This window comes from Thiomicrorhabdus chilensis DSM 12352 (genome assembly GCF_000483485.1).
Classification (GTDB): Bacteria; Pseudomonadota; Gammaproteobacteria; order Thiomicrospirales; family Thiomicrospiraceae; genus Thiomicrorhabdus; species Thiomicrorhabdus chilensis.
The window spans coordinates 28,857-53,133 of record NZ_KI519609.1 but is presented as its reverse complement, the minus strand read 5'-3'; the positions used below and the strand labels follow the sequence as shown (position 1 = coordinate 53,133).

The 24,277-nt window shown below is 49.2% G+C and carries 20 protein-coding genes; 8 read left to right on the top strand and 12 right to left on the bottom strand.

What is annotated here, in order from left to right; genetic code table 11:
- Nucleotides 1-158: 158 nt before the first annotated feature.
- The 6 genes from B076_RS12850 to B076_RS0100195 form a co-directional block, all read right to left on the bottom strand.
- Nucleotides 159-2,603 carry a methyl-accepting chemotaxis protein gene (locus B076_RS12850; protein ID WP_028485535.1) on the bottom strand — a complete coding sequence of 815 codons (2,445 nt, stop codon included), beginning with the start codon at nt 2,601-2,603 and terminating at the stop codon, nt 159-161.
- 249 nt (nt 2,604-2,852) lie between these two features.
- Nucleotides 2,853-3,842, bottom strand: a complete 990-nt coding sequence (gene cmoB, locus B076_RS0100215) for a tRNA 5-methoxyuridine(34)/uridine 5-oxyacetic acid(34) synthase CmoB (RefSeq protein ID WP_028485534.1) — start codon at nt 3,840-3,842, stop codon at nt 2,853-2,855.
- A gap of 151 nt (nt 3,843-3,993) precedes the next feature.
- On the bottom strand, nt 3,994-4,743 hold the full coding sequence (gene cmoA / locus B076_RS0100210) for a carboxy-S-adenosyl-L-methionine synthase CmoA (protein WP_038150244.1): 750 nt from the start codon (nt 4,741-4,743) through the stop codon (nt 3,994-3,996).
- 133 nt (nt 4,744-4,876) lie between these two features.
- The gene (locus B076_RS0100205) at nt 4,877-6,103 is read right to left on the bottom strand and encodes a murein transglycosylase domain-containing protein (RefSeq protein WP_245566286.1); all 1,227 of its coding nucleotides are present in this window, start codon (nt 6,101-6,103) and stop codon (nt 4,877-4,879) included.
- Nucleotides 6,104-6,311: 208 nt separating this feature from the next.
- A complete protein-coding gene (locus B076_RS0100200; protein ID WP_051347068.1) occupies nt 6,312-7,187 on the bottom strand; it encodes a DNA/RNA non-specific endonuclease in 876 nt (291 codons plus the stop codon).
- Between the two features lie 70 nt (nt 7,188-7,257).
- Complete coding sequence (locus B076_RS0100195; protein ID WP_051347067.1) at nt 7,258-8,079, bottom strand: methyltransferase domain-containing protein; 822 nt, start codon at nt 8,077-8,079, stop codon at nt 7,258-7,260.
- A gap of 137 nt (nt 8,080-8,216) precedes the next feature.
- Here B076_RS0100195 and B076_RS0100190 point away from each other — a divergent pair, with 137 nt between their 5' ends.
- Nucleotides 8,217-8,564, top strand: coding sequence for a putative quinol monooxygenase (locus B076_RS0100190; protein WP_028485529.1), 348 nt, complete (start codon nt 8,217-8,219; stop codon nt 8,562-8,564).
- Nucleotides 8,565-8,599: 35 nt separating this feature from the next.
- Here the strand turns inward: B076_RS0100190 and B076_RS0100185 are convergent, their stop codons facing one another.
- Together B076_RS0100185 and B076_RS0100180 are read right to left on the bottom strand one after the other, a co-directional pair.
- Nucleotides 8,600-9,823 carry a cation:proton antiporter gene (locus B076_RS0100185; protein WP_028485528.1) on the bottom strand — a complete coding sequence of 408 codons (1,224 nt, stop codon included), beginning with the start codon at nt 9,821-9,823 and terminating at the stop codon, nt 8,600-8,602.
- Between the two features lie 240 nt (nt 9,824-10,063).
- Nucleotides 10,064-11,284 (bottom strand): hypothetical protein, encoded by a 1,221-nt coding sequence (locus B076_RS0100180; RefSeq protein WP_028485527.1) that lies wholly within the window; start codon nt 11,282-11,284, stop codon nt 10,064-10,066.
- Nucleotides 11,285-11,730: 446 nt separating this feature from the next.
- Between B076_RS0100180 and B076_RS0100175 the strand changes: the two genes are divergently transcribed.
- Genes B076_RS0100175 through B076_RS11590 form a run of 3 tightly spaced genes read left to right on the top strand, consistent with a single transcriptional unit; the run spans nt 11,731 to nt 14,645 of the window.
- Nucleotides 11,731-12,516 (top strand): ABC transporter ATP-binding protein, encoded by a 786-nt coding sequence (locus B076_RS0100175; protein WP_028485526.1) that lies wholly within the window; start codon nt 11,731-11,733, stop codon nt 12,514-12,516.
- A gap of 48 nt (nt 12,517-12,564) precedes the next feature.
- Nucleotides 12,565-13,818 carry an ABC transporter substrate-binding protein gene (locus B076_RS0100170; RefSeq protein WP_028485525.1) on the top strand — a complete coding sequence of 418 codons (1,254 nt, stop codon included), beginning with the start codon at nt 12,565-12,567 and terminating at the stop codon, nt 13,816-13,818.
- A complete protein-coding gene (locus B076_RS11590; protein WP_038150241.1) occupies nt 13,815-14,645 on the top strand; it encodes an ABC transporter permease in 831 nt (276 codons plus the stop codon). Before B076_RS0100170 ends, B076_RS11590 begins: the two co-directional genes overlap by 4 nt.
- A 21-nt stretch (nt 14,646-14,666) precedes the next feature.
- On the opposite strand, the gene B076_RS0100160 is transcribed toward B076_RS11590, so the two are convergent.
- Nucleotides 14,667-14,891: a Rho-binding antiterminator gene (locus B076_RS0100160; RefSeq protein WP_038150239.1), complete on the bottom strand. Its 225-nt coding sequence runs from the start codon at nt 14,889-14,891 to the stop codon at nt 14,667-14,669.
- Between the two features lie 73 nt (nt 14,892-14,964).
- On the opposite strand from B076_RS0100160, the gene B076_RS0100155 reads away from it, so the two are divergent.
- A complete protein-coding gene (locus B076_RS0100155) occupies nt 14,965-16,644 on the top strand; it encodes a sigma-54-dependent Fis family transcriptional regulator (protein ID WP_028485523.1) in 1,680 nt (559 codons plus the stop codon).
- A gap of 180 nt (nt 16,645-16,824) precedes the next feature.
- Here the strand turns inward: B076_RS0100155 and B076_RS0100150 are convergent, their stop codons facing one another.
- From B076_RS0100150 to B076_RS0100140, 3 genes are read right to left on the bottom strand one after another with little or no spacing between them, the layout of a single operon-like run.
- Nucleotides 16,825-18,189, bottom strand: a complete 1,365-nt coding sequence (locus B076_RS0100150; protein ID WP_028485522.1) for an FAD-dependent oxidoreductase — start codon at nt 18,187-18,189, stop codon at nt 16,825-16,827.
- A gap of 9 nt (nt 18,190-18,198) precedes the next feature.
- Nucleotides 18,199-19,281 carry an acyl-CoA dehydrogenase family protein gene (locus tag B076_RS11585; RefSeq protein ID WP_038150237.1) on the bottom strand — a complete coding sequence of 361 codons (1,083 nt, stop codon included), beginning with the start codon at nt 19,279-19,281 and terminating at the stop codon, nt 18,199-18,201.
- Nucleotides 19,282-19,340: 59 nt separating this feature from the next.
- Complete coding sequence (locus tag B076_RS0100140; RefSeq protein WP_028485521.1) at nt 19,341-19,883, bottom strand: OsmC family protein; 543 nt, start codon at nt 19,881-19,883, stop codon at nt 19,341-19,343.
- Nucleotides 19,884-20,198: 315 nt separating this feature from the next.
- Between B076_RS0100140 and cynS the strand changes: the two genes are divergently transcribed.
- From cynS to B076_RS0100125, 3 genes are all read left to right on the top strand, one after another.
- Nucleotides 20,199-20,642, top strand: a complete 444-nt coding sequence (gene cynS, locus B076_RS0100135) for a cyanase (RefSeq protein ID WP_028485520.1) — start codon at nt 20,199-20,201, stop codon at nt 20,640-20,642.
- An 86-nt stretch (nt 20,643-20,728) separates the two neighbouring features.
- The gene (gene rraA, locus B076_RS11580) at nt 20,729-21,241 is read left to right on the top strand and encodes a ribonuclease E activity regulator RraA (RefSeq protein WP_051347066.1); all 513 of its coding nucleotides are present in this window, start codon (nt 20,729-20,731) and stop codon (nt 21,239-21,241) included.
- Nucleotides 21,242-21,436: 195 nt separating this feature from the next.
- The gene (locus tag B076_RS0100125) at nt 21,437-24,214 is read left to right on the top strand and encodes a methyl-accepting chemotaxis protein (protein WP_028485519.1); all 2,778 of its coding nucleotides are present in this window, start codon (nt 21,437-21,439) and stop codon (nt 24,212-24,214) included.
- Nucleotides 24,215-24,277: the final 63 nt, after the last annotated feature.

Here is a 24,277-nt window from a genome sequence, read left to right as displayed (position 1 = left end):
TTAAGGGATATCTGAGAGCGATTCATCAACGTGGGCAGCGGCATAAGATTTACCCTAGTGATTCCTTATTGAGAGAACAGCTTAGTCGGTTTGTGCGGCGCAAATAAAAACGGCCTGCATTTATGCAGGCCGTTTAAAGGGAAGTGATTGACCCCTGCTTATTTTTTAGGCAGAAGTTTGCCGGTATCGATTTTAAAGGCGTTGACCAGCTCAACCAGTCGACCGATCTGCTGACTCATATGCTCGGTGTCTTGCGCTACCGTGTCAACCAGAGCCGCATTCTGTTGGGTGTCGCTGTCCATGGAGCCGATCGCCTGATTGATCTGGCTGATGCCCATTGACTGCTCTTCGGCAGCACGGCTAATCTCATCCACCATTTCCGATACCGAGGTGACACGTTGGTTGATCTGCTGCAGCATGTCGCCCGACTGCTCCGCCAACTCGGTGCCGTGATTGATCTGCTTGGTGGTGTCCGCCACCAGCGTACTGATCTCCTTGGCGGCTTCGGCCGTGCGTTGTGCGAGGGTGCGAACCTCACCGGCCACTACCGCAAACCCGCGACCGTGTTCTCCGGCTCTGGCCGCCTCAACTGCAGCGTTCAGTGCCAAGAGATTGGTCTGGAATGCGATGCTATCAATCAGTGTGGTGATGTCCGAAATTTTGGCGCTGGCGGCATGAATGCCTTGCATGGCGGCCTGCGCTTGCTGCATCACGGCTTCACCCTGGTTGGCATCGGCCTTGGCCTGTTTGGCGAAGTCATTGGCTTCTTTGGCATTGGACAGTGAATTCTGCACGGTGGAGGTGATCTCCTCCATGGAAGCCGCCGTCTCTTCAATGGACGCCGCCTGGTTTTGGGTACGCTCGTTCAGGTTGTCGTTACCGTTGGTCAGCTGTTGAATGTTGGATAACGCCGATTCCGAGGTGGTTTTGATGTCGATGAAGATGGTGGCGATGTTATTCAGGGCAGTGTTGATGGTGTCCTGCAGTCTCGCCAATTCGCCCTTGTAGTCGCCGACCACATGGGCGGTCAAATCACCGTCAATTAGGTTGGTCAAACTGCCATTAAAGCTGGCAAAACCGTTTTCCAAGTTGCCAAGCGCCTGGTTGATGTTCTGCTTCAAGGTGTTCAGGTCTCCGCTCAACTCGATATGAATCGGGTTGGAGAAGTTCGAATCCGCCATCTCGGCGACCACTTGATTGATTTCGGATACCGCGCCATTCAAATTGCCCATGGTCGATCGGGCATTGTCCAAGGCTTCTTTGAAGGCACCTTGTGCTTGGTTGTTGGCTTTAATGTGAGCGCCGAAGTTGGCATCCCCCAAGGCCTTAAGGGTTTCCCCAAGGCTCGCCATGGTGGCTTCAAGGGTGTCCGCACCCTGGTTGATCTGGGTTTTGAGTTGGTCGAGTTCACCCACGGTTTGGATTTGAATGCGCTGTTTCAAATCACCGCGGCCGATGGCCTGCATGGTTTGTGAGGTTTCTTTAATCACCTGCTGGGTGTTCTCAAGCAAGTTGTTGAAATCCTCAGACATGGAGGCCACTTCATCCTGGGAGCCGGAGATTGGTGCACGTGCAGAAAAGTCACCCTGACGGGTGACGGTTTCGATGGTGCGTTGCAGTGCGGTGACCGGGTTTAGCACCATTCTACGAACCGCAATCTGGGTGGCGATGCCAAGCAGCAGGACCACCACCACCAACAATATCAACTCCTTGGTAATGGCGGCTTCAATCTTGGCCATAGCGTTGTTGAGTTTGGTGGTGGGCGCACCTATCACCTGCACACCCACTTCCTGGCCTTGCATGTCTTTGACGATCGCCTGGGTAATCAGTAGATTGTCCTGAATGCTCCAGCCTTGACTTTTGAGCTCATTCCAATTGAGTTTTTGCGCCATTTGAACCGCTTCCGGGCTGAACGATTTTTCGCTACCGAGCACGTATTGCGCGATTTTAGTGTTGTTTTTGGCGTTGGTACTGATGCTCAGGGCATAGTCGTTTAGCAGTAATAGATAGTGCATGTCGCGTGCTTGGTAATCGCGAGCGACACTGCCCATCCCCTGAATGAACTCCAGCGAGCCGATGTAGGTGTCTTGGTCAAACAAAGGGGTGATGCCGCGCACGGCCAGTCCGGCACGCCCGAGCTCCAAAACCGAAATCGCCTTTTGCTCCTTGATGACTTTGGCCACGCCAAAACGGAAAGAAGAGAGGTCGTCCCCGTTCTTTTCGGGTTTCCAGGCGCGTAAGAAAGAGCGATTATCCGGCGTGTGGATGTGGATCTTGATGTTTTTGAAATCGGTGTTTTTTCTAAAAGTCTGATTGACTGTTTCCAATGCCTTTAGGGCGCTGGCGCGATCTTGCTGGCTGATCGCTCTGACCAGTTGGCCATTGGAGGCGAAACTCACTGCGTTGGTGACTCCGATGGCGAGTTTGGTATTGATGCTGCGCTCCATGTCGCCGCGCAACTCTTCCGCCAGGTTAGACGCAGTTTTTTGATATTCCTGCTGGTATTTCTGATATTCGATTACCCCTAGCCCTAATAGAACAACAATCGAAATCAGTACGTTGATAAATAGGAATTTGGATTGCAAGCCGAGAGATTTGAACATAATCGAACCTTAATAAATGTAGGGGTATAGAACTAAAAATGCATTACCTAAGTAACATATACCGAATTCACGCCATTAGGGTAACAAATTTATTTTATTGTTGAACTATTAAAATAAATTAATACTATCAATTACTTAAATTTAAGCAGTTGCTAATATTGAAAGCAAAAAATGGCTTGGAATAAGGGAGTCACCTCGTTTTTTGAAGGGCATTATGCAGGCGTAAAGGCCAAATGGCCATAAGCGAAATTAAGCAGGTTTTTGCGCGATCAACACGGCACGCAAAGGCGCCGGGTAGCCTTCCGCGGTTTGGTTGAGGTCTTCCGGGTTTAGGAAATCCTGCAGGGAGTTCCATTGCATCCAGTCGGTTGAGCGCTGTTCTTCGGTTGAGGTTTGGTTGAGGTCAACACAGCGTACATCGGTCAGTCCGCAACGCTCTAACCAGCGTTGCAACTCAGGAACCGAGGGCAAAAACCAGACATTGCGCATTTGCGCATAGCGGTCTTCGGGCACTAAGAGTTGGCCGAAGCTTTCGGGCACCACCAGCGTTTCCAGCACCAATTCACCGCCGGGACGGAGTTGGTTTTTGAGTTCGTAGATATGGTCAATCGGCGAGCGGCGGTGGTAGAGCACGCCCATCGAGAAAACCGTGTCAAAGGCGCCGCCTTTCTGCGATACCGGCAGCTGGTCAAGCGTCAATGGCAAAAAGTAGGCGTCAACCGATTCTCCGATAAAGTGCTTTAAGGCCAGAAACTGGTTCATGAACAGCAAGCTCGGATCGACCCCGACCGCCAGCTTGGCCCGGTCTCCCATCATGCGCCACAGGTGATAGCCGCTGCCGCAACCGATATCGAGCACCTTGCGATCTTCCAAAGGGCTGAGATGCGGTTTGACCCGATCCCACTTCCAGTCGGAACGCCATTCGGTATCGATCTCGATTCCGTGAATGTTGAAAGGACCTTTGCGCCAGGGCATCATGACTCTTAGGGCGCTTTCCAGCTGGATTTTATGTCCTTTGTCCAGGTCGTCTTGCCCAACGGTAATGGCCGATTGATTGAGGTTGAAGGGCTGATTACTGGGCAGGTCGCGGACAATTTCCATCGCCGCCAGCCAGCGCGGCAGGTTACCGTTGCCTTCCGGGTGCAACGCTTCGTCGATCAGGCCGGGAAGAATCTGTTTCCATTCGTCAAACCGAGGGTCGTTTAGTTTTTCCCAAAAAAAGTCGTAATGCTGTTTCACGTGGAACCTGCCGTTAATCGCGCCGTTAAGAATTGGCGCTTATTATAGTGGCTTTTTGTGTGGCTTGCAGAAGCTCATACAGAAGCTCGTAATCTAACCGAATTGAGAATGGACAGGCCTGCTTGTTTTTGTCCGTGCCGTTTTAGTTTGGTTATTTCGCTTTGATGGCGATTAAAGAGGCGAAATTATAGGCCTGAAACCAGATTCCGGCGGATTCGAATCCGATGTTTTTCAAGCGATTGATATGGAAATCGGCGGTGTCGCTGATGAGTACGTTTTCCAGCGAACTGCGCTTTTGGCTGATCTCCAGCTCCGAATAGCCGTTGGCACGTTTGAATTGCAGATGCAGATGCTCGATGGCTGACTGCAAGGTGGCGTCTTCGAAATGGATTTTTTCCGAAAGAATCAGAATCCCCCCGGGTTTCAAGCCTTGGAATATTTTGCTCAGCAGGGCTTCGCGCGCATCCGGATCAATGAACTGCAAGGTGAAATTGATGACCACCACCGAGGCGTTCTCGATGGCCACCGCGTTGATGTCGGCGCACAGTAATTCCACCGCCACGTCGGAGTGGTAGGCGTGCAGATATTCGCCGGCTCGTTGCACCATGGCTTCGGAGTTGTCCACGGCGATGATCTTGCAGTTGGGCTGGGTGAGCTTGCGGCGCATGGTCAGGGTGGCCGCACCCAAAGAGCACCCCAGGTCATAAAGCTGGCTGTTAGGTTGGGCGTAGGTCTCAGTAAGCTCGCCGATACCGGTGAGTATGGTTTGATAGCCCGGTACCGAACGCTGAATCATGTCCGGAAACACCGCCACCACGGATTCATCGAACTGGAAAGCGCCGACCGCTTCATGGGCTTGGGCGTAAAGGGTGTCTTTTTGGCTGGGCAGAGAGTCTTTCATAAAAATTCCGGCAATCAAATCAGGTGAATGAGGATATTGTACTGCAAATTCGAGTGGTTCGAATCCGATCCGCTGCAGACAGGATCGATGGTTGAAAATGGACAGGCCTGCTTGTTTTGGAGGTCATTCAAGATCAAGTCAGATAATTGCGTTTATTGGTGGTGACCTTGAGCAGGTAACGGCGTGCTTCGGCATAGGTCAGGCGGGTTCGCAAATGCTGGTAAACCTGCTGGCTATTTAGACGATTGATCTTTTCCAGAGCGCGTGTGCGGTTGGTGTCAAAGGCTTTAAGTACATTGCCTGCTCCAGTGTTGTAGGCGGCAATCACGCAGTACTCTCTAGAGCGGGCGTTGTGTATGCCGACCAGATAGCGGTTGAATAAAATGGAGAGGTAGGCAGTGCCGTATTCGATATTGCGTTCGGCTTGAAACAGCGTCTGTTTGCTGGGCATGCCGTCACGTTTATAAAGCAGGCGATGCACGTCCCGACCGGCGGTTTTGGGCACGATCTGCATCAATCCATAAGCCGGCGCGGAACTGACCGCATAGGGATTAAAAGCGCTTTCGGTTTCGATAATGCCGTAAATCAAAGCCGGTTCAATTTTAAAACGCCGCGCCTGGCGCACCACCGAGCTGTGGTAACGCTGTTGTTGGGTGATCTGATGGTTTTGCGTCATGGCAAAGTCCACCGCATGGCGCGTGTGGCCTTTTTGCTCATAGGTGCGATAGCGGGTGCGAATCAGATAGTCGGCAAAGCGCTTTGCACGCCACACATAACGTACCGCCTTGCCGTCTTGGTCGTGAACCAGATCATGCAGAAACGGGGTTTTGCCGGCGGCAATCGGTTTAGCGCTGAAGAGATCGACCTGGCTGGGGTCTTCCGGGGTCAGCAAGGTGCTGACAATCGCGTTTTTGAGCGCGGTTTTGCTGTGTTTGGCTTCCAGGGTTTCCACGCGGATTTTACCGCTATTGAAGTCGATCAAGGCACGGCTGCGGTATTGGTCGGTGTATTTCACGTACTCTTTAGGTGAGGCGATGTGCTTTTCACCCCACTGTTTAAAGAGTTCGTCCATGAAGGCGGCCAGTTGTTTCTTGACCAGCCCATCCATTGCAGGCACTCCGGTCAATGGGATTTGCTGACTGACTTCGGCGCGGATGGCTTCTTTTACCTGGCCTTTGTAGAGCGACTGACCGGTGTTTAGGCTACGGCGTACCTCGGTGACCGTGCAGCCGCTCAAGCCGATAGCGGTTGCCGCGGTGCCTAAGACGGCAACTTGACGGCCCAGCTGTTTAAGAAGCTGGCGGCGCGACCTTTGATCGGGGTGTGGTTGGTCTGACTGGGGTTCAGGAAAAGAGGTCAAAGCCAAACTCCAGGTTAAGTGAAAAGATAAAATCGCTCAGAGCACAGTATCATTAAGTTAATGATTTGGGCTGTCATCCCAATCGAAGTGGAGGGATTTTTTAAGGGCCTGCATTATTGGCACCAGATGCTTCGGCTACGCGCCGCGAAGCAAGTACTCTTGGGGTGCTCAGCATGACAACTTTTTCTAAAGACATAATAACACTATGTTAATAGCGCGAAGGTCGGTTGGCAACCGCTTCGAGTTTCCAGGCTTGCGGGGTCAAGCTAGATTCCAGGCGGTTCTCAAAATCGTCTTCTAGCTGGTGGAAAAAATCCAGTCCGGTTCGCTCTTCCACTTCATCAATGGTGGTCACAAACTGCATTAGACTGGCGTTGGGTTTAGCGCTTTGCGGAAACACAAACGCCAGCGCTTTGGCGGGCTGCTCGGCGCTACCGGGTTTGATGAGAATCTTGTAGAAGGCATCGGGAATCGCGACGCGGCTGTTTTTAAGGGTTTTGGGTTCGGTTGCGAAGACCGGCCCGGTCACCACCCAGAAGTCCCCAAACCAGTCGGAAAAGTCATTGGCGATGATCTCCTCCAGACGTTGCCAACTTTTCTGGTTCAGGCTGGGTTTTTGCGGTGTGATGTTGGTCATCAAAAAGCTATCAAGCTGGGCCGATCGCCCATAACGGCTGGCAATGACATAGTTGGGTGCCATGTGACCGCGGTCAAATCCAGAACGGGTGTAATCATTATGATCGACATAGGATGGGCTACGCCAGTCGGCCGAGAATCGGCTCGGGCGCTTGCCGCTGTCAAAACGCTTGGCAGTGACCTGATAAGTGACCCACAGCGGGTTGGCGAGTTTTTCCGAGTAACCGAGCATAAACGCCTGATTGCGCAAAGTATGACTCCAACTGTTGGCCGCCGGTGCCGAAACCGCCTGCGGAAGCCCCATATAACTCATGGCGGGGCGTGCCACGCCGACTTCGTAACCGTACCAGAGGCCGCCGGCCAGAAAAATAACCAGCAGGGTCTTGGGGTGTTGGGTAATCAATCTCATCAGCGGGCGTATCAGCCTGCCCAGTTGTCTTGTGGTCATGGTGGTTGGCACCTTGTTAAAAGCAGCAATTATAGTCGCTTATACGTGTTTGAAAAACCAGCAGGCCTGCTTATTTACGTTTCGCGAGAAGATGGATGTAACGCGCCATATTTCGGTAGGTGGGTTGGCGGCAAAAACGGTATTCCAGAGCCAGCAGGTCGTCCAGATCGCTTTGTTGAAGCACCTCTTGCGTCATGTAATCGTGGAATAAGCGTATGCCGGTATGAATTTCGATTTCAAAGCCCCAGTCCTCAAGCCATTGCATGACCTCTTCGGGAATTTGCGGGTTGGGCGGAGTGAGTTTCTTGCCTTTGCCGATGTATTCGTCGTTGAGAATATAAGGCAAACGCCAAGCGCCGCGCAGGGTGTTGCGGATGACCACCGAATTGCGGTTGTAAAACAGCAGTGACAGGTGACCGCCGGGTTTGACCTTATCGGCTACGGCCTGCAACGTCTGTTTGGGTTCGCCGAGCCATTCCAGCACGGCGTGAAACAAGACCAAATCAAACACAGGTAGGCTTGGGGCAAGTTCTTGAGCCGCGGCATTGATGAAGGTCGCGTTTAAGCCCGCCTGTTCAAAATTCTGTTGGGAGCGTAATAGCATCTGGTGCGACAGGTCGCACAAAGTGAGTTCATGGCCGGCCTCGGCGAGCCATTGGCTGATTTGTGCAAAACCACAGCCCGCATCCCAAATCTGCAAAGGCGCGGTTTCCGATACCAGGCCTGCCGGTTTTTCTGGGCGAAAATCCAGCAAGTCTTCTTTGAGCAGTTTCAAGCGCCATTCGCCTTTGACGGTGTGATATATCTTGGCCTCGAATTTATCGACCAACTTGTCGAAGTTTCGATCCTGGGTGACGGTATTACTATGGGATGTTGAGTTGTGTTTTGTCATGGGGGTATTTTATCTTCATGCCGAACCTTGCGTGATTTTTTTAAAACATATAAGACACAAGCAAACGGTTTGCTTATCCGTTGCGCTTTGGTTATCTTAACGGCCAATGCATTCAATTGAATCAAGCGGAGAAGCCGATGTCATCAAAAGTCTACTGCCTGGCGCAGTTTTTGCCCAAAGCGGGCAAAGAAACCGAACTTTTCAAGGTCTTGCAGTCTTTGGAACCGAATACCCTGCGTGAAGACGGCTGTTTGCAATATCGGGTCACTCGGCACATCGCCAGTCCGTTTGCCGAAGGCAGCAGCTTTCCGATTGTGTTCAATGAGATCTGGGCCAATATGGCGGCGTTTGAAGCCCATTGTCAGCGTCAGGAGATTGTGGATTTCTTCAACCGTTATTGTCTTGCGGAAGACGGCCTGGCGGCGGACTGGAATGTGTGCGTGTACACCGACGAGCCCGAGCATTATGATGCTCCAGAGCTGTGATTTGCGTTGGGTCTATTAGGTACCCTATGTAAGAATCAATCGCTGAATTCTGTCTGGTTTTCGTGTCTTTTATGACGCGGTTTGGCCTCCCCGCTGCGAATCAGCAAAATTCGGGTCAGTGGTGGGCCTAAGAGTTCAAACACAATGGTGGACCCCAGAATCACCGCCAAAATGGTGTTTTGAAGTTCCGGAAAGCTTTGAGTGGCCAGCAGCGCCATGCCGATGGGAATCCCCGCATGGGGCAGCATCGCCAAGCCCATCCAACGATATTCCCCGCTTTTTTGTCCTGCCCAGAGTGCGCCTAGATAGGAACCGCTGATGCGGCCAAGAATGCGAAAGGCGATATAACCCAAGCCGATAAAACCAACCTGATAAAGCGCATCCAACTGCAAGGTTGCCCCCGCCAGCAAAAAGAACAGAATCAGCATAGGCCACTCTAGCGTTTCGAGTTCATCAAATGGGCGATGACGGTGATGGCGGGTAAAATTGGCGACAACGGTTCCCATGGTCATGGCCGACACGATATAGGAAACCTCAAGCCATTCGGCCAACCCTGCGCACAGCAGAACCAGTCCGAGTACCTCGGCTTGTGACGACTTTCCTGGGTAAAGGTGGCTGGTGATGTAGGCCATCGGAAAACCTAAAAACAGCCCCAGCAACACCGCCCCGGTAATTTCCCAAAGGCCGCTTTCCAAGGTGTGTATGGCGCCATGGTTGCCGGCCAGAATCGAGGCCGCGACCAGCAGAAAACTGAACAGCAACAAGCCCCAAGCATCATCCACCGCCACAATTCCCAGCAAGGTATCGGTAAAATGCCCCGATGCCTGGCTTTCCTTAACCACATCCACCACTGGAGCCGGTGCCGTCGCCGGTGCGATGCCCGCCAGAATTAATGCCAGTTCAATGGGCGCGCCCAGCAAAATCAAGCCGACGAACATCAAACTGGCCGTCATGATCATCACCCCGATTGAAATCCCTAGGATTGGCCGTCCCATGGTTTTCAGTTTGGCCTTTGTCAGATTTTGACCCAGCATGAAGCCAATCATCGCCAAGGCAATATCGGTCAATACCGGAAACCAATCCTGAGTAAAGTCGGGCAACCAATTCAGTACCGATGGGCCAATCAAAAAACCGGTGAAAATCAGCAAGGTGACCCGTGGCAAAGGGGTGTGTCGGCCCAAAAGATCCGCTACCAAACCTATTAAAAACAGTCCGCCGAAGGTCAGCAGTATCATAGAAATGCTATCGGGTTGGGTCATGCAAAAGCCTTGGATTAAAAAGCGATAAATTCAATACTATACCTGAGAACATGGATGAATAGCAGGTAGGGAAGGTTCTCTATTTTTAAGGTTTAAATGGTAATAAAGGATTGTGAACGTATCTTGTTTTTTTCTATGGGTAGTTTTTTTCTGGAACGTATGTTTAGTAGAGAGTTATGGTTATCAATAAAAAAAGCCCGTAAAAACGGGCCTGAGCTTTTGGATTGTTGCTGGATTGGATTAGAACTTCATTTCGCCCCAAATCCACAGTTTGCTGGTATCTTTGGCGTAGTCGTCTGCTGTGTAGGCGGCGTATTTGATGCCTGCAGTGTAGGTTTTATTGAACTTTTTAGCCGCTAATAAATCATATTCCGTTCCGTAGTTTTGGTTGGCTACGTCTGAACTGAAGTCGTGATAGGCAGCGGCGAGTTTCATGCCAAAGGCTTTGCCGGAAGCTTTGATGTAGTTGTCTACCAGTCCGTTTGCAGGTGTTCCACCAACAGGGCCTATGAACATGTCTGCCCAACCGTTAAATAGGTGAACGGTTCCCAGAGGCGTTTGGAAAGCGTGGCTGCCGTTGCCTCCAAGTTTTTCCTGACCGACTAATACTGTGGCTTTACCTACTTGCACTCCGAGTTCTCCACGAGTGTAGTCGCCGCCGATGTTGTCGCTGTCGGCATAGTCGTCTTGAGAGGCGTATTCAAGGTGGTAAATAAGGTTAAAAGCGTCGCTTACCTTGGCTTTACCGGCATATCTAACCCCAATCGTTTGGCTGTCTGTTCCGGTTTCATAATCAAGGAAATAGCCGTAACCGGTTAATTTTCCGCCCGGGATGCCTTTAAAAACGGCTTGTGCGGCATGGCTATCCATTTCAATATCAACTCCGATTGGGTTGTTGACGTTGGTGATGTAGGCATAGCTCAGTTCGGTATTGGGAATGGCTTTGGTGTTTACGTTTGCACCACTGTAAATTTGCTCTTTCTGTCTCCAGCCCACGTTTCCTAGAAAACGGTTGTCCATGATGACGCGCATTCTACCGGCTTTCAGTGAAGTTTCTCCATACTTGTAGCCAATCCACGCCTGATTTAGTGTGGTAAGGGATGGGTCAAGCACAACGGCTTTAGCACTGTCACCACCCGCATCAGGCCCTTTGGGAACGTAAAAGTCCTGTCTGTCGCCAATTGACGATGTATCGGACATTTCAACGAACCCGTTGAACCCTTTATAGTCTCCGGTTAAATAGCCAATTCGAGTTCTGACAGTAAAGGCAGAGGCGTCTTCTTTGGTGTCTTGGTCGACGCCTTCATAGCGTACTCTAACATCGACAGTGGGTTTTCCACCGGTCAGTGCGTCTGTAAACTCATTGGCAGATGCGCTGTTGCTCACGCCTGTCAGCCCCAGACCTAAGGTAGAGGCAAATAGAATGGTTTCAATACTTTTTGTTAATACACGTTTTCTCATGGTCATCTCCTAAATAAATACCATTATTACTAGGCATGACTGATGCCTAATATCTACAATTACCAAATAAACAACAACTTACTTAGTTAATTGCATGTATTTAATTAGTTTTCATTATTAACTTTGCATTATTTGTGTCGGACTTTGTAGACAAAGTGTCTGCAATTGGCTGGAAATGAATTTATGTTGGTGGGCTCTTTTCCGGGATTGTGCCGAAAAAACGGGGTTGTGGATCGGGCACGAAAAGTGGTGCTGTCGTAGTTTGTTGACAATTGTAAACAAATACTGCCAAACCGCGCCATTAGTAGTGCATAAATGTAGCTTTATGGTGCCATAAGTGTAAGTGTGCGCCATTGTTTTTAGTTAACCCATTGATATTTATGTTTTTTGTTTTATTGGCCTGATATGAGTTATGGGTATTCTGAATGCAATTTTTAGGAGCTATCATGGGATCAGCTAACATTTGGATTACGGATTTATTCCATTTTTACAATAAAAAACAGGTCTCTCCAACCTTGGAGAACATTAACTTAACCATTCCACAAGGGCAGTTAACGGCTCTGATTGGCCGAAGCGGCTGTGGTAAATCGACACTTTTGCAAATGATTGCCGGGTTGTTGATGCCCTCTGAGGGATCGGTTCGCATCAACGCACACACGGTCACCAAACCCAGTGCAAAGTGGAACATGATGTTTCAAAAACCTTCGCTTTATCCGTGGATGACGGTGCGTGAAAACGCCGCCTTAGGCTTGGTTTTTTCTGGCACCTACAAAGATAAGAAAGACCGTGTGGAAGAGTTGCTGGATATGGTGGGGTTGAAAGACCACAAAGATAAGAACGTGCAGCAATTATCGGGCGGACAACAACAAAGGGTGGCGTTAGCGCGTTCTTTGGCAACGGAGCCGGATGTGTTGCTGTTGGATGAGCCCTTTTCGGCGCTGGATGCCTTTACCAGAGCCGCGTTACAGACCGAAGTGGCACAGATTTGTCACGATTATGGCATTACCATGGTGTTGGTGACACATGATATCGATGAGGCGGTCGCCATGGCCGACAAGGTGGTGATTATGAATCATAACCCGGGCAGAATCGTGGGTTCCATGGATGTTAATTTACCTTATCCGCGAGATCGCAACGAAGCGCCGTTTATTGAGCTGAAAGAGTATTTGTTCTCGGAGTTTGAAAAGATTGATCAGGCGAAAGAGTCTGAGTTGGAACAGATGGCTTCTTAATGCAGAGTTTAGTTTTTAAGTTTTCCTTACCCTTATTGGAGAAAGATTATGTGTCAGTATTGTAATTGTGATGATGAGATGGCCCGACTGGATTACAAGTTTAATCCGCAAAAAGGCCGTAGAGAGTTTATTTTGGACAGCTTAGCTGCAACCGGTGGTTTGGCGGCGGCGATGAGCATGCCTTCGCAGGCGTTTGCGAATATGAAGCCACCGGCAGATGAGGTGGTGAGAATCGGTTATTTGCCAATTACCGATGCCAGCGCCCTATTGGTAGCGCATGGCATGGGCTTTTTCGAGGAAGAAGGTTTGACCGCCGAAAAGCCTACTTTGATTCGCGGCTGGTCGCCTTTGATTGAAGGCTTTGCAGCACATAAATTTAATTTGGTGCATTTCTTGAAACCGATTCCAGTGTGGATGCGATACAACAATAACTTCCCTGTCAAGATTACCGGCTGGGCTCATACCAACGGCTCTGGTTTAGTCGTTGGCAAGCATACCGGAGTTGAGAGTTTTGAAGAACTGGGTGGCAAGCAGATTGCGGTTCCATACTGGTATTCTATGCACAATATCGTGCTGCAAATGGCCTTGAAAAATGCCGGTTTGGAGCCGGTTATTCAAGATCAGATGGAGCCATTGAAGCCAAACCAGGTGAACTTGCAGATTATGCCGCCGCCGGATATGCCGCCAGCCTTGGCCGCTAAAAAGATTGATGCCTACATTGTTGCCGAACCGTTTAATGCCGCCGGTGAAGTATTGGCGGGCGGGAAAATGTTGCGTTTCACCGGGGATATCTGGAAAAACCATCCATGTTGTGTGGTGTGTATGCATGATGACGATGTGGATAACCGCTCTGAATGGTCACAAAAAGTGATGAATGCGGTTGTACGTGGTGCGATGTATGCCCAGGAAAATAAAGAAGAAGTCGCCAAGATGCTTTCTCGTGAAGGTAAGCGTTATTTGCCGATGAAGGCAAAGGTAGTACTTAAGGCCATGACCGATTACGACAGCGCAAATTATGCGAGTCCGGATGCGATTAAACACGATGATTGGGATGTGGGTCGTATTGACTTTAACCCTTACCCTTATCCTTCTGCCACAAAGTTTATTGTGGACCAGTTGAAGGATACCCTTGTGACTGGAGATACGACGTTTTTGCAGAATTTGGATACGGATTTTGTGACCAAAGACCTGGTGAACTACGACTATGTTAAAAACGCAATGGATAAATACGGAGCGTGGGAAAAGCTTAGAGGCGTTGATCCAAGCAATCCTACAATTCGTGAAGAGGTGTTTAAATTGTGAGTACCGTTACGACAAACGCTAAATTTAATTTAGGTCAGCTAGCAACGACTTACAATAAGATGCCCGATTGGTTGCAGGGATTTACCAATGCCACCTTGGGTATGAGTATTTTGTTGTTTTTCTGGTGGGTAGGGGGGATTCTTATTGAATCTAACCCCGATACTGAGGCTTTTGCGGCATTCGCACCGGGGCCGGCGTTAACAGCCTTGTGGGAGTTGATTGGCACCCCGTTTTTATGGGATACGATCCTCTCCAGTCTTGAGCGTATTCTTTATGGTCTGTTTTGGGGGATTGTGATTGGTGTGCCGGTTGGGGTGCTGGTCGGTTATTTTGTGTTCGTGCGTCAGGTGGCTAATATGCCGTTCCAGTTCCTGCGTATGATCAGTCCGCTTGCCTGGATGCCGATAGCCGTTTTGGCTTTTGAAACCTGGGACGGTGCGATTATCTTCCTGCTGGTGATGGCAACGGTTTGGCCGATTGTGTTCGGTACGGCGCACGGTGTGCAACGTATTGACCCTAACTGGTTTCAGGTTGCTCGCAATCTGGGTGCGGACGGTTACCAGATGTTGCGTCGTGTCATTATGCCGGCCATCGCACAAGATGTGTTTGCCGGGATTCGATTGGCTGTCGGTGTAGCCTGGGTGGTATTGGTGCCTGCAGAATATTTGGGGGTGACCTCCGGATTAGGTTACGCCATCAATGATGCCAGAGACACCTTGGATTACGATACCCTTGCCGCGATCGTAGTGGTCATTGGCGCGATCGGATATATGCTGGACACCATCGCCGCTAAACTAATCAAGTATTACTCTTGGAAAATGGAGTGATTAACCCAGTTGAGTCACCTTTTAATCGGGTGACTCAATGTTTTCGATTGAAACTATGGTCTCCAATGGCCATTTTTCATTTTTTGAAGAAACAAAAAATTCTTGTCCATCGACACAACACAGGTCTTTTATATGGCCCGTATAGACGGTGCTTTCTGCATTGCTCCCTTCCAGTACGATGCGTACCTTTTGTTTACGCATGGCCGCAATTTCAAGTTGATCATACAGGGCGCATGAGATTGACATGATTTTACTTCCCATTCATTGGACATAAACGTTTACATTTAAACCGTCTTTGGTCTCATTTTAAGGAAATCTTATGGCAAAGAAAGAAAAAATCGACATCGCCAATCATTCTGAATATGTGGTAATCAAAGAAGCCGCCTCGCAGATTGAAAATGCCATTGAGCCGCAAAAAGCAATTCATGCCATTTTAAGTTTGATTTCAAGGCAGATGGGGTTGAACAGGGGACGCGTGCTTTTGCAGGAAAAAGCCTCGGGATTTTTGTATACCGCTTATGCTTACGGTTTGACACCCGATGAGATTTCCAGAAGCCGATTTGCCATTAACGAAGGCATCACCGGTAAGGTCATGAAAGCGGCTACGCCGGTGATTATTCCAGACATTGACAGTGAAGACGATTACCTCTGTCGCACGGTGGATCGCTCCACCTTGCCTCAAGAACCGGTTGCATTCATTGCCACGCCTATTTTCAGAAGCGGTGTGCCGATTGGCGTGTTTGCCGTGAACCGACTCAGCAACCGCTCCCGGTCTTTAGATAGGGATCTCAGTGTGTTGAAGCTTATTTCGGTCTTCATCAGTGAAATATTAGCGGTGAATACTTTATTGGAGACCCAGACCCAGATTCTTAAGGAGGAGAATGAGCAGCTTAAATCCCTGGCGCTTTCTCAAGGAAGCCAGTACGGTATCATTGGCGAAAGTAAAGCCTTGATGGCTGCCTTGAATAAACTGACAAAAGCGGCCAATGCAACGGTCACGGTCCTCCTTAAAGGTGAGTCGGGAACCGGTAAAGAGCGATTTTCAAGGATGTTGCACCTGTCTTCAAAACGTCAGGACGGGCCTTTTGTGGCAATCAACTGCGCTGCGATTCCCAGTGAGCTTCTGGAATCGGAGTTATTCGGCCATGAGAAAGGGGCCTTTACCGGCGCAACTCAGGTTAAAAAGGGCAAGATCGAACTGGCTCATCAAGGCACCTTGTTCTTGGATGAGATTGGGGATCTGGATTTTGGTTTGCAGGCCAAGCTACTGCGGGTTTTGGAAGAAAATTCCATTACCCGGGTTGGGGCCACCAAGCCTATTCCTATCGATACGCGTATTGTGGTGGCTTCTCATAAGGATCTGCATGAGGCGGTCAATAACAGCAAATTCCGCTTGGATTTGTTCTACCGTTTGAATGTCTTTCCCATTGAATTGCCCCCACTTAGGGAGCGAGGAGGAGATATTCGCCTGCTGGCAAGGCATTTCCTGAATTTAGCTAATCAGGAATACCATACCAGTGCGATTTTTGACCGTGACGCCATGAATTTTTTAGAGTCTTATGACTGGCCTGGAAACATACGTCAATTGGAAAATGTCGTGAAAAGGGCGGTGCTGATGGCCGACGAGAGCCGTTTCATCACCTATGGCTTGATGCAAAAGATCATTCAGGAAGAAAGCGGTATTATTAACACGCATACTCAGAGTGTGCAGCCCACTGAGGAGAGAGCGGTCTGGAAAGACGGCAGTTCGGTTTCAGGTGCCTTTAGCGGAGCCATAGAGTCTGGTTATAAAGGTGATGGCAGCAATGGGTCATGGCATGATTTGCCCAGACAGGCGGAATCACATAAACGAACCTATTGGCGTGTTTCGGAGGATGAAAGCGGTCGTTTATTGCAGGCGCTTCAACAAGCCCGCGGCAATAAGACTCAGGCCGCGTTGATGCTCAACATGACGCCAAGGCAGTTTAGCTATCGATTAAAGAAGTTGGAAATAGATTGAAGTCTCTGAAGTCTCTAAAGTCGTTGGAAGCCTTTACCAATCGGTTTTTATTTAGGCCTGTGGTTTGAATTGAATTGTTAGATAACCGGCCTGTTCGTGTCGATTTATTAAAGAAAACATTCAATAAAAACGGGGCTTAGGCCCCGTTTTTATATTTATATTTGATGCAGAATTGAATGCTCAACTGGCATACATCTCTTTATAGAGGTCATTGGCAGACTTGACCAGTTCGCCGCTGAGAGCGAACCCGGAGGCCTTGTCGTTTTCCATATAAAGCAGTTTTTGATTTTCGCCGACGTTGGTGCTGATTTCCCATTGACCGTGGGTGGCATGCAATGGCGGGCTCAACATGATTGGTAGACTCGGAGTTTTGGTTTTAATCAGGGTAGGCACCACTTCAAACAGGCTTGCAGAATCCGAATAGAGAGCAGACGCAAGCGCCTTGGCCTGACGTCTGATAGGTTCCAGATAAGCCTGTATCACACCATCACATTCGGCGCAGTCTCCAATGGCAAAAATGCCGGGTTCCGAGGTTTGGCAGTGCTCGTTAATGCAGATGCCCAAATTGGTTTCCAGCTTGGCCTTTTTGGCCAATTCCAGGTTGGGCGAGATGCCTATGGCGGCCACCACTAATTCGGTTTCCAGGGTTTCTCCCTGATCGGTTTTCAGGACATAACCCGTTTCCGAAGTGTCCATGCTGGTGATTTCAGAATTAAAGATAAGATTGATGTTTTTGTCATGCAGTTTATCGGTCAGCTTATGCGAAATCGCTTCGGGCATGATCTGACTCATCAGCTTTGATCCTCTGATCACCATCTCCACCTCTACGCCAAAACTGCTCAGGTCTTCCGCCAGTTCTGTGGCGATTAGACCGCCGCCGATCAAGGTGACTTTCTTGACGTCTTGAAGACGCTTATAGAACTTTTTGTAAGCGTTCAGGTCATTGATGGTGATGATTTCATGCGCCGCATTGCCATCCGGTTTGAGGGTCATGGCTTTTGCGCCGGTGGCCAAAATCAGGTTTTTATAACTGAAGCTGCCTGTTGTGGTCATGACCTTGTTGCGTTTGGTGTTGATGGACATGACTTTGGTTTTGGTTTTGACACCTACGTCCAATTCAGCCGCTTTTTCGGCGGCTGAGGCCTCCAGCAGGTCATCGGGTGTGCGGTTTTGGCTTAGTGCCATGGACAGGGCCGGCTTGGGATAGACTGCACCATCATCGGCGGTCAAAAGGGTGATGACCGCTTCCGAATTAACCTTGCGTATTTCCTCCGCGGCTTGCCATCCGGCGTAGCCTGAACCAATGATCAAGATGTCAGCCTGAGTGCTCGCCTTGCGTTTAGGCTGCTCTGCGCCAGCGGATTTTTTGGTCTCGTCGATCAATACAAAATCGGATTTACTGACCAAGCACAGCGGGCAATACCAGTCGTCCGGGATATCTTCAAAGCGCGTTCCGGGTGCTAAACCAGAATCTTCGTCGCCCAGTGCTTCGTCATAGATTAAGCCGCAGGTTTTGCAGATATATTTTTTAAATGGCTGACTCATGATACTCTCCTAGGCCGCTTCGAGTCGGTCTATCTCTTTTCGTAAATGTTTGATTGAAGGGGTGACGATAATCACAAAATAGGCTTCACGCTGTTTTCTGTGTGCTACCGCGTCTAAGATGTAACCTTTTGCACCGGAATGCTGCATCACCGAATCTGCGGCACGTTTGCAGATTTCAGCGCCCAATAAGCGAGCCTCCAAAACTGATTTTATGTACTCTGCACCTTGCGTATAGGGTTCTTCGCACAGTGCTTGAATCAATTCAATGGCGTCTTCCAATTCTTCCTCTAACTCTTCAGGAGAGTCATCCAGAAATTCATTGATGTCAGACAAGGTCAGGTTGGCTTTGTTCATTTCATTGATTGAACCTTGAATGACACCTGCGGCCATGCCTGTTTGCAGTAAGATGAAGCCGGCTTTGATTCTTTGCAGGTAGGGCCCAACCGGATCCGCTAATAGGTATTTCTTTGGTAGAAATGCATTGTCAAAGATGAGCGCGTAGGTACCGGTGCCTTCCATGCCGACAAATTCGACCATTTGCTTCATGGTGAGCCCTTCCAGATCACAAGGAATCAGCGCCATGACATCACGATCCGCTTTGCCTTCTTTGTTATGAATGGTAAAAATGGAACTAAAGAAATGCTTACTAGAGTTTTCTAATAAATTGGATACCCAAGGTAAGGTTCCATTGATGATATAGCCGTCTTCGACCTCTACCGCCGAGAGCTTCAGCTCTTCGATTCCGGCAAAATACTTCATTGGGTTGGACAATGCGGTAGCACCAAACAGCTTGCCTTCGACCATATCGGGCAAGATCTCAGTTTTTAACCACTGGTTTTCTGAATTTTCGATATACCAGGTGCAGACCGATTGTGCCCACATCATAAAACCGGTGGACATGCACTCTTCCGATACCGTGGCCATATCGGCGATGGTTCCGAACAGGTTGAGTTCACCGTTGTTTTGCGAAGCAATGTGGTGACGAAAGGCTCCGGCCTGGCCTAATTTACCCAGAATCTCGGTGGTGTAGGTGCCGTGATCGATGGCGACCGTCATGGGTTTCAGGTCTTTTTCTACAATTTGCTTAATCATTAGAACATCTCCTTTGAGAAGAAAATGCCTGGTTTTATAACCAGGCCTGTTGGTTTGGGTTAGCCGACCAACTCACCGGACATGTTGACTTTATTCATGTAAGTGTTGGCAACAGGAGACCATTTCATTGCATGGTCAACCAACGCTTGAATGTCTTCCTGAGAGGTTCCAGGCGCTTCAATCTCAAAATAAGCGCGAACATCGGTCACACCCAGCGGTTTGTTCGGGTCAATATCGCCCGTTCCCCATACGGCGGTGATGTTGATGTCGCCTTCCAGGCTGACTTCCAGCTTTGTCAAAGTAATGCCACGAGCCGTTGCGTTCGCTTGAACGCCTACCGACAGGCAGGATCCTAAAGAGAGAAGTGCCATCTCAGATGGGTTCGGAGCGGTGTCTTCCCCCAATAGTCCTGGCGGCTCGTCAACCACGATCGGGTCAAGGTCGCGGATGTAGTTGAAGTTTTTAAACTGACCTTCCAATACGGTTTTGGATTTAAGTGTTTTAATCGCGTTTGGGTTGGCCTTTCCGGCTTCGCCAAGTTTATTCAGTCCGTCCATATCAATGGGACGTAAACAAGATGGAATGTGAGCTGCTTCAGCCATGGGATTCTCCTTAAATTTAAAAAATAAAATTTCGACATTCGAAACCTGATCTAACATTAGCTTGAAGCATGCCACTAAATTATTAATTCATTATTAATCAACATGTTAATTAATTTTATTAATTTATTATCTTAATAGATTGCTCTATATATCAATACAAATGTAGATTATTGTTAACATTGATAAACAATGTGAGACAAAGTCGTTCTTTTCGGGCTGTTATTTTATGTAAATCGTTTAAAATCAATGTGTTAAATATATGGCATGGAGCATGCTATATCTCGGTTGAATGTTAACTATATTTGGAGAAAAACCATGATGACGAAAACTGAGATGACTGAAGTAATTGTATTGGCAAAACAGGCTAAGAAAGTGGGTTGGTGTGATATCGCCAGCGCTGCTGGATTGAGTGAGGTGTATACGACCTCTGCCTGCATGGGAATGAATCACCTGGATGCTGGCCCGGCTTCCAAGTTGTGTGAATTTTTGGGTCTGGGTTCCGAAGTGGAAGAGGCTTTGATGGCGTTTCCGCACAAGTCTTGGGAAAAAGCGGTGCCAACCGATCCGCTGATTTATCGTTTGTATGAAATTGTCGGTGTTTACGGACCGACCATGAAAGAGCTTATCCATGAAAAGTTTGGAGATGGGATTATGAGCGCCATTGATTTCTCCATGGATATCGAAAAAGAAGAAAATCCAGCCGGTGACAGAGTGGTGGTTACTTTGAATGGTAAGTTCTTGCCTTACAAAGCTTGGTAATAGGGTTACTTTTCTGAGATTTCGCCAGTTTTCTGCTGGCGATTTGGACTTTCTTAACAGATTGAATTTTAGCAAAGGAGAATTCGATGAGGCTAGGTACAGCAGATATTTGCGACCGATATCAGGATGTCATCCAGGTTGTCAGCCCGGTTTTCAAGTCCTATGGTGGATGCAGTTCGGTCGGTGCGCGTGTTGAAACGCTTAAGATTAAATGCAATGACTCGGCTTTTTCCGAAACGCTGAAGCAGCCGGGTAAAGGTCGGGTTTTATGTGTGGATGCCGGCGCAGATCAGTATGCAGTGTTGGATCATGAGATGGCGATTGCAGCGGTCAGAAATGATTGGCGTGGCATTATTGTGAACGGTTACATCCGGCATTCGGCACACATTAAATCTTTGCCGTTGGTGGTTTACGCATTGGGTTCTTGTCCAATGAAAGGCACTGAAAAAAATGAGGCACAGTCCGATGTTGTGTTGTCTTTTGACGGTTTGACCATTGAACCGGGCATGCAAGTTTATGCCGATGAAGACGGCGTTCTGCTTTCTCCGCGTGCGTTTCCCGAATTTCATTACGATTTCAATGTGAGTTTTAGTTACTAAAACGTCCCGTTCTTGCTTTTCAATGGCCTCTCGGCCGACCCTCGATCAGAGTGGTTATTTCCTTTTTTGGGAAGTCTCATCTACCCTTACACGGTTTCCTGAAATAAATTACTCCGGTGCTTTTTTGTTTGCATTTTAACCGTTAAAATGCAAAGGGTTTTTTACCCTGAAAATAGATCAATTTGAGAGAGTTCCATGCGCGAAAATCACCCGGTGACCATTGAAGAATACGAGATTCCAAAGGGATTGACCCTGGTTTCCAAAACCGATCTGAACGGTACAATTCTAGAGTGTAACGACAGTTTTGAGATTGCCAGCGGGTTTTCTCGTGATGAGTTGATAGGTGAACCGCATAATCTGGTTCGGCACCCGGATGTGCCCTCAGCTGTCTTCAAAGATATGTGGATGACTTTGCAACAGGGCATGCCGTGGTCACAGATCGTTAAAAACCGCCGCAAAGACGGCAGTTTTTATTGGGTGCGCGCCAATGTGACGCCGGTTTACGATCAGAATGGTCAGAACACCGGCTATCTATCGGTTCGTGAGGCGGTGACTTCTGCTGAGAAAAAGGCTGCTGAACAGGCATATAAAGACCTGAATTCGGGCAGAGCCTCGATCAAGTACGGCGACATTTATCAGGGTGTATGCTGGCATGACTGGAACCTTTGGTCCAAATTGACCCCTCGTGGACAGATGCTGATTTTAATGTTTGTGGTCGGCGTGATGCCGCTGTTGCTGACCCATACCGTATTCCAAGTGTCGCGCGAAGTTTTGGGGTTGTTGGCTGTGTTGATGGTGGCGGTCGCGTGGATGATGGGCGGATTTTTACAAAAGAGTATCGATCAATCGATTCATTATTTGCGTATGTTTGCAGGCGGCAAGCAGCGATTGGACTTGAGGGTTCGTCCTAATTGTATTGGCCGTCTTAACGGTGCTATTCAGTCCAGCGCTTTGGCGGTTGGAGCCTACCAGTCTGATTTGGAAAGTGCTCAGGATCGGGCCAAGCGATTGAAGCTTGCGGTCGATCAGGCGTGGGTCAATATGATGTTGCTGGATGCCAATCATCAGGTGTCGTTTGTGAATCGCCAGCTGAAGGCGTTTTTGAATAAACGTCAAGTAAAGATTCAGCAGGATATTTCGGAATTTGAGGTCGAAAAAGTGGTTGGCCAATCCATCAGCCAGTTTCAAGCTCAAAAGGATGCGGCAGAGGCTTTACAGCAAGCCGTAGCACAATTGACCTCCACCGAGTTCAAGGAGATTGAATTGGGCGGCTTGGTGTTCGGTTTGAAGTTGGTGCCGGTCAGCAACCGAGCCGGGGTGCGCGTCGGCACGGTCGTGGAGTGGACCGACAAGACGCTGGAGTCGCAATTGTTGAATGAGGTCAGAACGGTTCATCAGGGTGTGCTGAATGGCGATTTAAGTTATCGTATCGACCTGGAAAAAGCCGATGAAACGGTGCGTCCGGTGGCGGAAGCGCTGAATATCACTCTGGATGCGATTGTGCGTTCACTGGATATGTCCACCGAAGTGGCCATTGCGATGTCGATGGGGGATTTTCAGCACAATATTGAACAGGCCTGTCCCGGATATTTCGGTGTGGTGAAAGAGGCATTGAATGTCAGTATGGAGAATATTTCCGATATTTTGGCCGGGGTTCAGGAGGTGTCTCAGTACATAGACGAAGACAGCCAGGAGGTGCGTCGTGCCAGCATCGGGCTGAGTCAGAGTTCTCAAAGTCAGGCGGCCTCGATTGAGCAGACGTCGGCCTCCATGGAACAGATGACCAGTGCGGTTGAAAGCAGTGCCGAAAATGCTCAGCAGGCCGCCCAACAGACGCATGATGCGGCTTGCAAAGCGGAAAATGGGGTGCTTGTGATGCAGCAGGCGATCGAATCGATGGATTCCATCAGTGAGGCCAGCCAGAAGATCGGCGACATCATCGGTTTGATTGATTCGATTGCGTTCCAGACTAATTTGCTGGCTTTGAATGCGGCGGTTGAAGCGGCACGAGCCGGTGATCATGGACGTGGTTTTGCAGTGGTAGCCGGAGAGGTGCGCAATTTGGCCGGTAAATCGGCTGAAGCCGCCAAGGAGATTCGTGGCTTGATTGAAGATACCTTGAATCGGGTTAAGCAGGGTTCCGATTACGTCAACAGCTCCGGTGAGGCGCTTCAGGAGATTCAGCAGTCCATCCAGAATGTGCAGTCCATTATCGATGAAATTTCCACTTCCAGCCTGGAGCAAAGTCAGGGCATCGGCCAGGTGAATCTGGCGATTGCCTCGATCGATTCATCGGTGCAACAGAACGCCGCCACGGCCGAACAGACCAGCCAGATGGCTCAGCAGCTGGAAGGCTTGACCCATGCCATGACTCAAAACGCGCAGACCTTCAAAATTAAGCCAAAAGGCCATGCCAGTGCTTTGGAAGCCGATGCCAATTTTGTGCGCATCCGTATGGCGCATCGCCAATGGCGTGCCAAGGCCAGAGCGTACATTCACGGCTTTGAGGTGGGGATCGATCCTCAGCAAGCTCAAGATCCAACCGCCTGTGAACTGGGCAAATGGATTTATGGCTCCGGTAAGCAGTATGCGGATAGTCCGAGTTATCAGAAGCTGGAAATGGCCCATCAGGCGATGCATGCCCATATCGGCAAGATTTTGCAGCTTAAGGAATTGGGTGATACGGAAAGTGCGACAGCGAGTCTGGATGAGCTGGAGCGTTTGAGTCGTGAAGTGGTGGCTTATATTGATGATTTGGAAGCGACCTTGGCGGAATCCAATCCGCGCTTGCAGTCTAAGACCCCTTTGGCGATCGAATCGGCTGGCATGCCAGCAAAAACAGAGCAAAAAGCCGAGAATTCGCGTCCTGCTGAAAAGACAGAATCCAGCGTGAAGTCGCAACACAGCGAACGGACTCAAGGCGCAAGTCTTCAAAACGCTTCGGGTGATGACGAATCCTGGTCTGAATTTTAGTCTTGTGGTCTTGGCTTTTCAGCCCCCTAAGAATCTCAATTTGATTCAATCAGAGGTTCCTTA

What these genes read in the sequence shown, in the direction of transcription:
- B076_RS0100155 (WP_028485523.1), top strand. Translation starts at nt 14,965, where the DNA reads ATGGCAAAGAAAGAAAAAATCGACATCGCCAATCATTCTGAATATGTG.
- B076_RS0100190 (WP_028485529.1), top strand. Translation starts at nt 8,217, where the DNA reads ATGTCATCAAAAGTCTACTGCCTGGCGCAGTTTTTGCCCAAAGCGGGC.
- B076_RS0100170 (WP_028485525.1), top strand. Translation starts at nt 12,565, where the DNA reads ATGTGTCAGTATTGTAATTGTGATGATGAGATGGCCCGACTGGATTAC.
- B076_RS11585 (WP_038150237.1), bottom strand. Translation starts at nt 19,281, where the DNA reads ATGATTAAGCAAATTGTAGAAAAAGACCTGAAACCCATGACGGTCGCC.
- B076_RS0100185 (WP_028485528.1), bottom strand. Translation starts at nt 9,823, where the DNA reads ATGACCCAACCCGATAGCATTTCTATGATACTGCTGACCTTCGGCGGA.
- B076_RS0100175 (WP_028485526.1), top strand. Translation starts at nt 11,731, where the DNA reads ATGGGATCAGCTAACATTTGGATTACGGATTTATTCCATTTTTACAAT.
- rraA (WP_051347066.1), top strand. Translation starts at nt 20,729, where the DNA reads ATGAGGCTAGGTACAGCAGATATTTGCGACCGATATCAGGATGTCATC.
- B076_RS0100195 (WP_051347067.1), bottom strand. Translation starts at nt 8,079, where the DNA reads ATGACAAAACACAACTCAACATCCCATAGTAATACCGTCACCCAGGAT.
- B076_RS0100180 (WP_028485527.1), bottom strand. Translation starts at nt 11,284, where the DNA reads ATGAGAAAACGTGTATTAACAAAAAGTATTGAAACCATTCTATTTGCC.
- B076_RS0100125 (WP_028485519.1), top strand. Translation starts at nt 21,437, where the DNA reads ATGCGCGAAAATCACCCGGTGACCATTGAAGAATACGAGATTCCAAAG.
- cynS (WP_028485520.1), top strand. Translation starts at nt 20,199, where the DNA reads ATGATGACGAAAACTGAGATGACTGAAGTAATTGTATTGGCAAAACAG.
- B076_RS0100140 (WP_028485521.1), bottom strand. Translation starts at nt 19,883, where the DNA reads ATGGCTGAAGCAGCTCACATTCCATCTTGTTTACGTCCCATTGATATG.
- B076_RS12850 (WP_028485535.1), bottom strand. Translation starts at nt 2,603, where the DNA reads ATGTTCAAATCTCTCGGCTTGCAATCCAAATTCCTATTTATCAACGTA.
- B076_RS0100160 (WP_038150239.1), bottom strand. Translation starts at nt 14,891, where the DNA reads ATGTCAATCTCATGCGCCCTGTATGATCAACTTGAAATTGCGGCCATG.
- B076_RS0100150 (WP_028485522.1), bottom strand. Translation starts at nt 18,189, where the DNA reads ATGAGTCAGCCATTTAAAAAATATATCTGCAAAACCTGCGGCTTAATC.
- cmoA (WP_038150244.1), bottom strand. Translation starts at nt 4,743, where the DNA reads ATGAAAGACTCTCTGCCCAGCCAAAAAGACACCCTTTACGCCCAAGCC.
- B076_RS0100200 (WP_051347068.1), bottom strand. Translation starts at nt 7,187, where the DNA reads ATGACCACAAGACAACTGGGCAGGCTGATACGCCCGCTGATGAGATTG.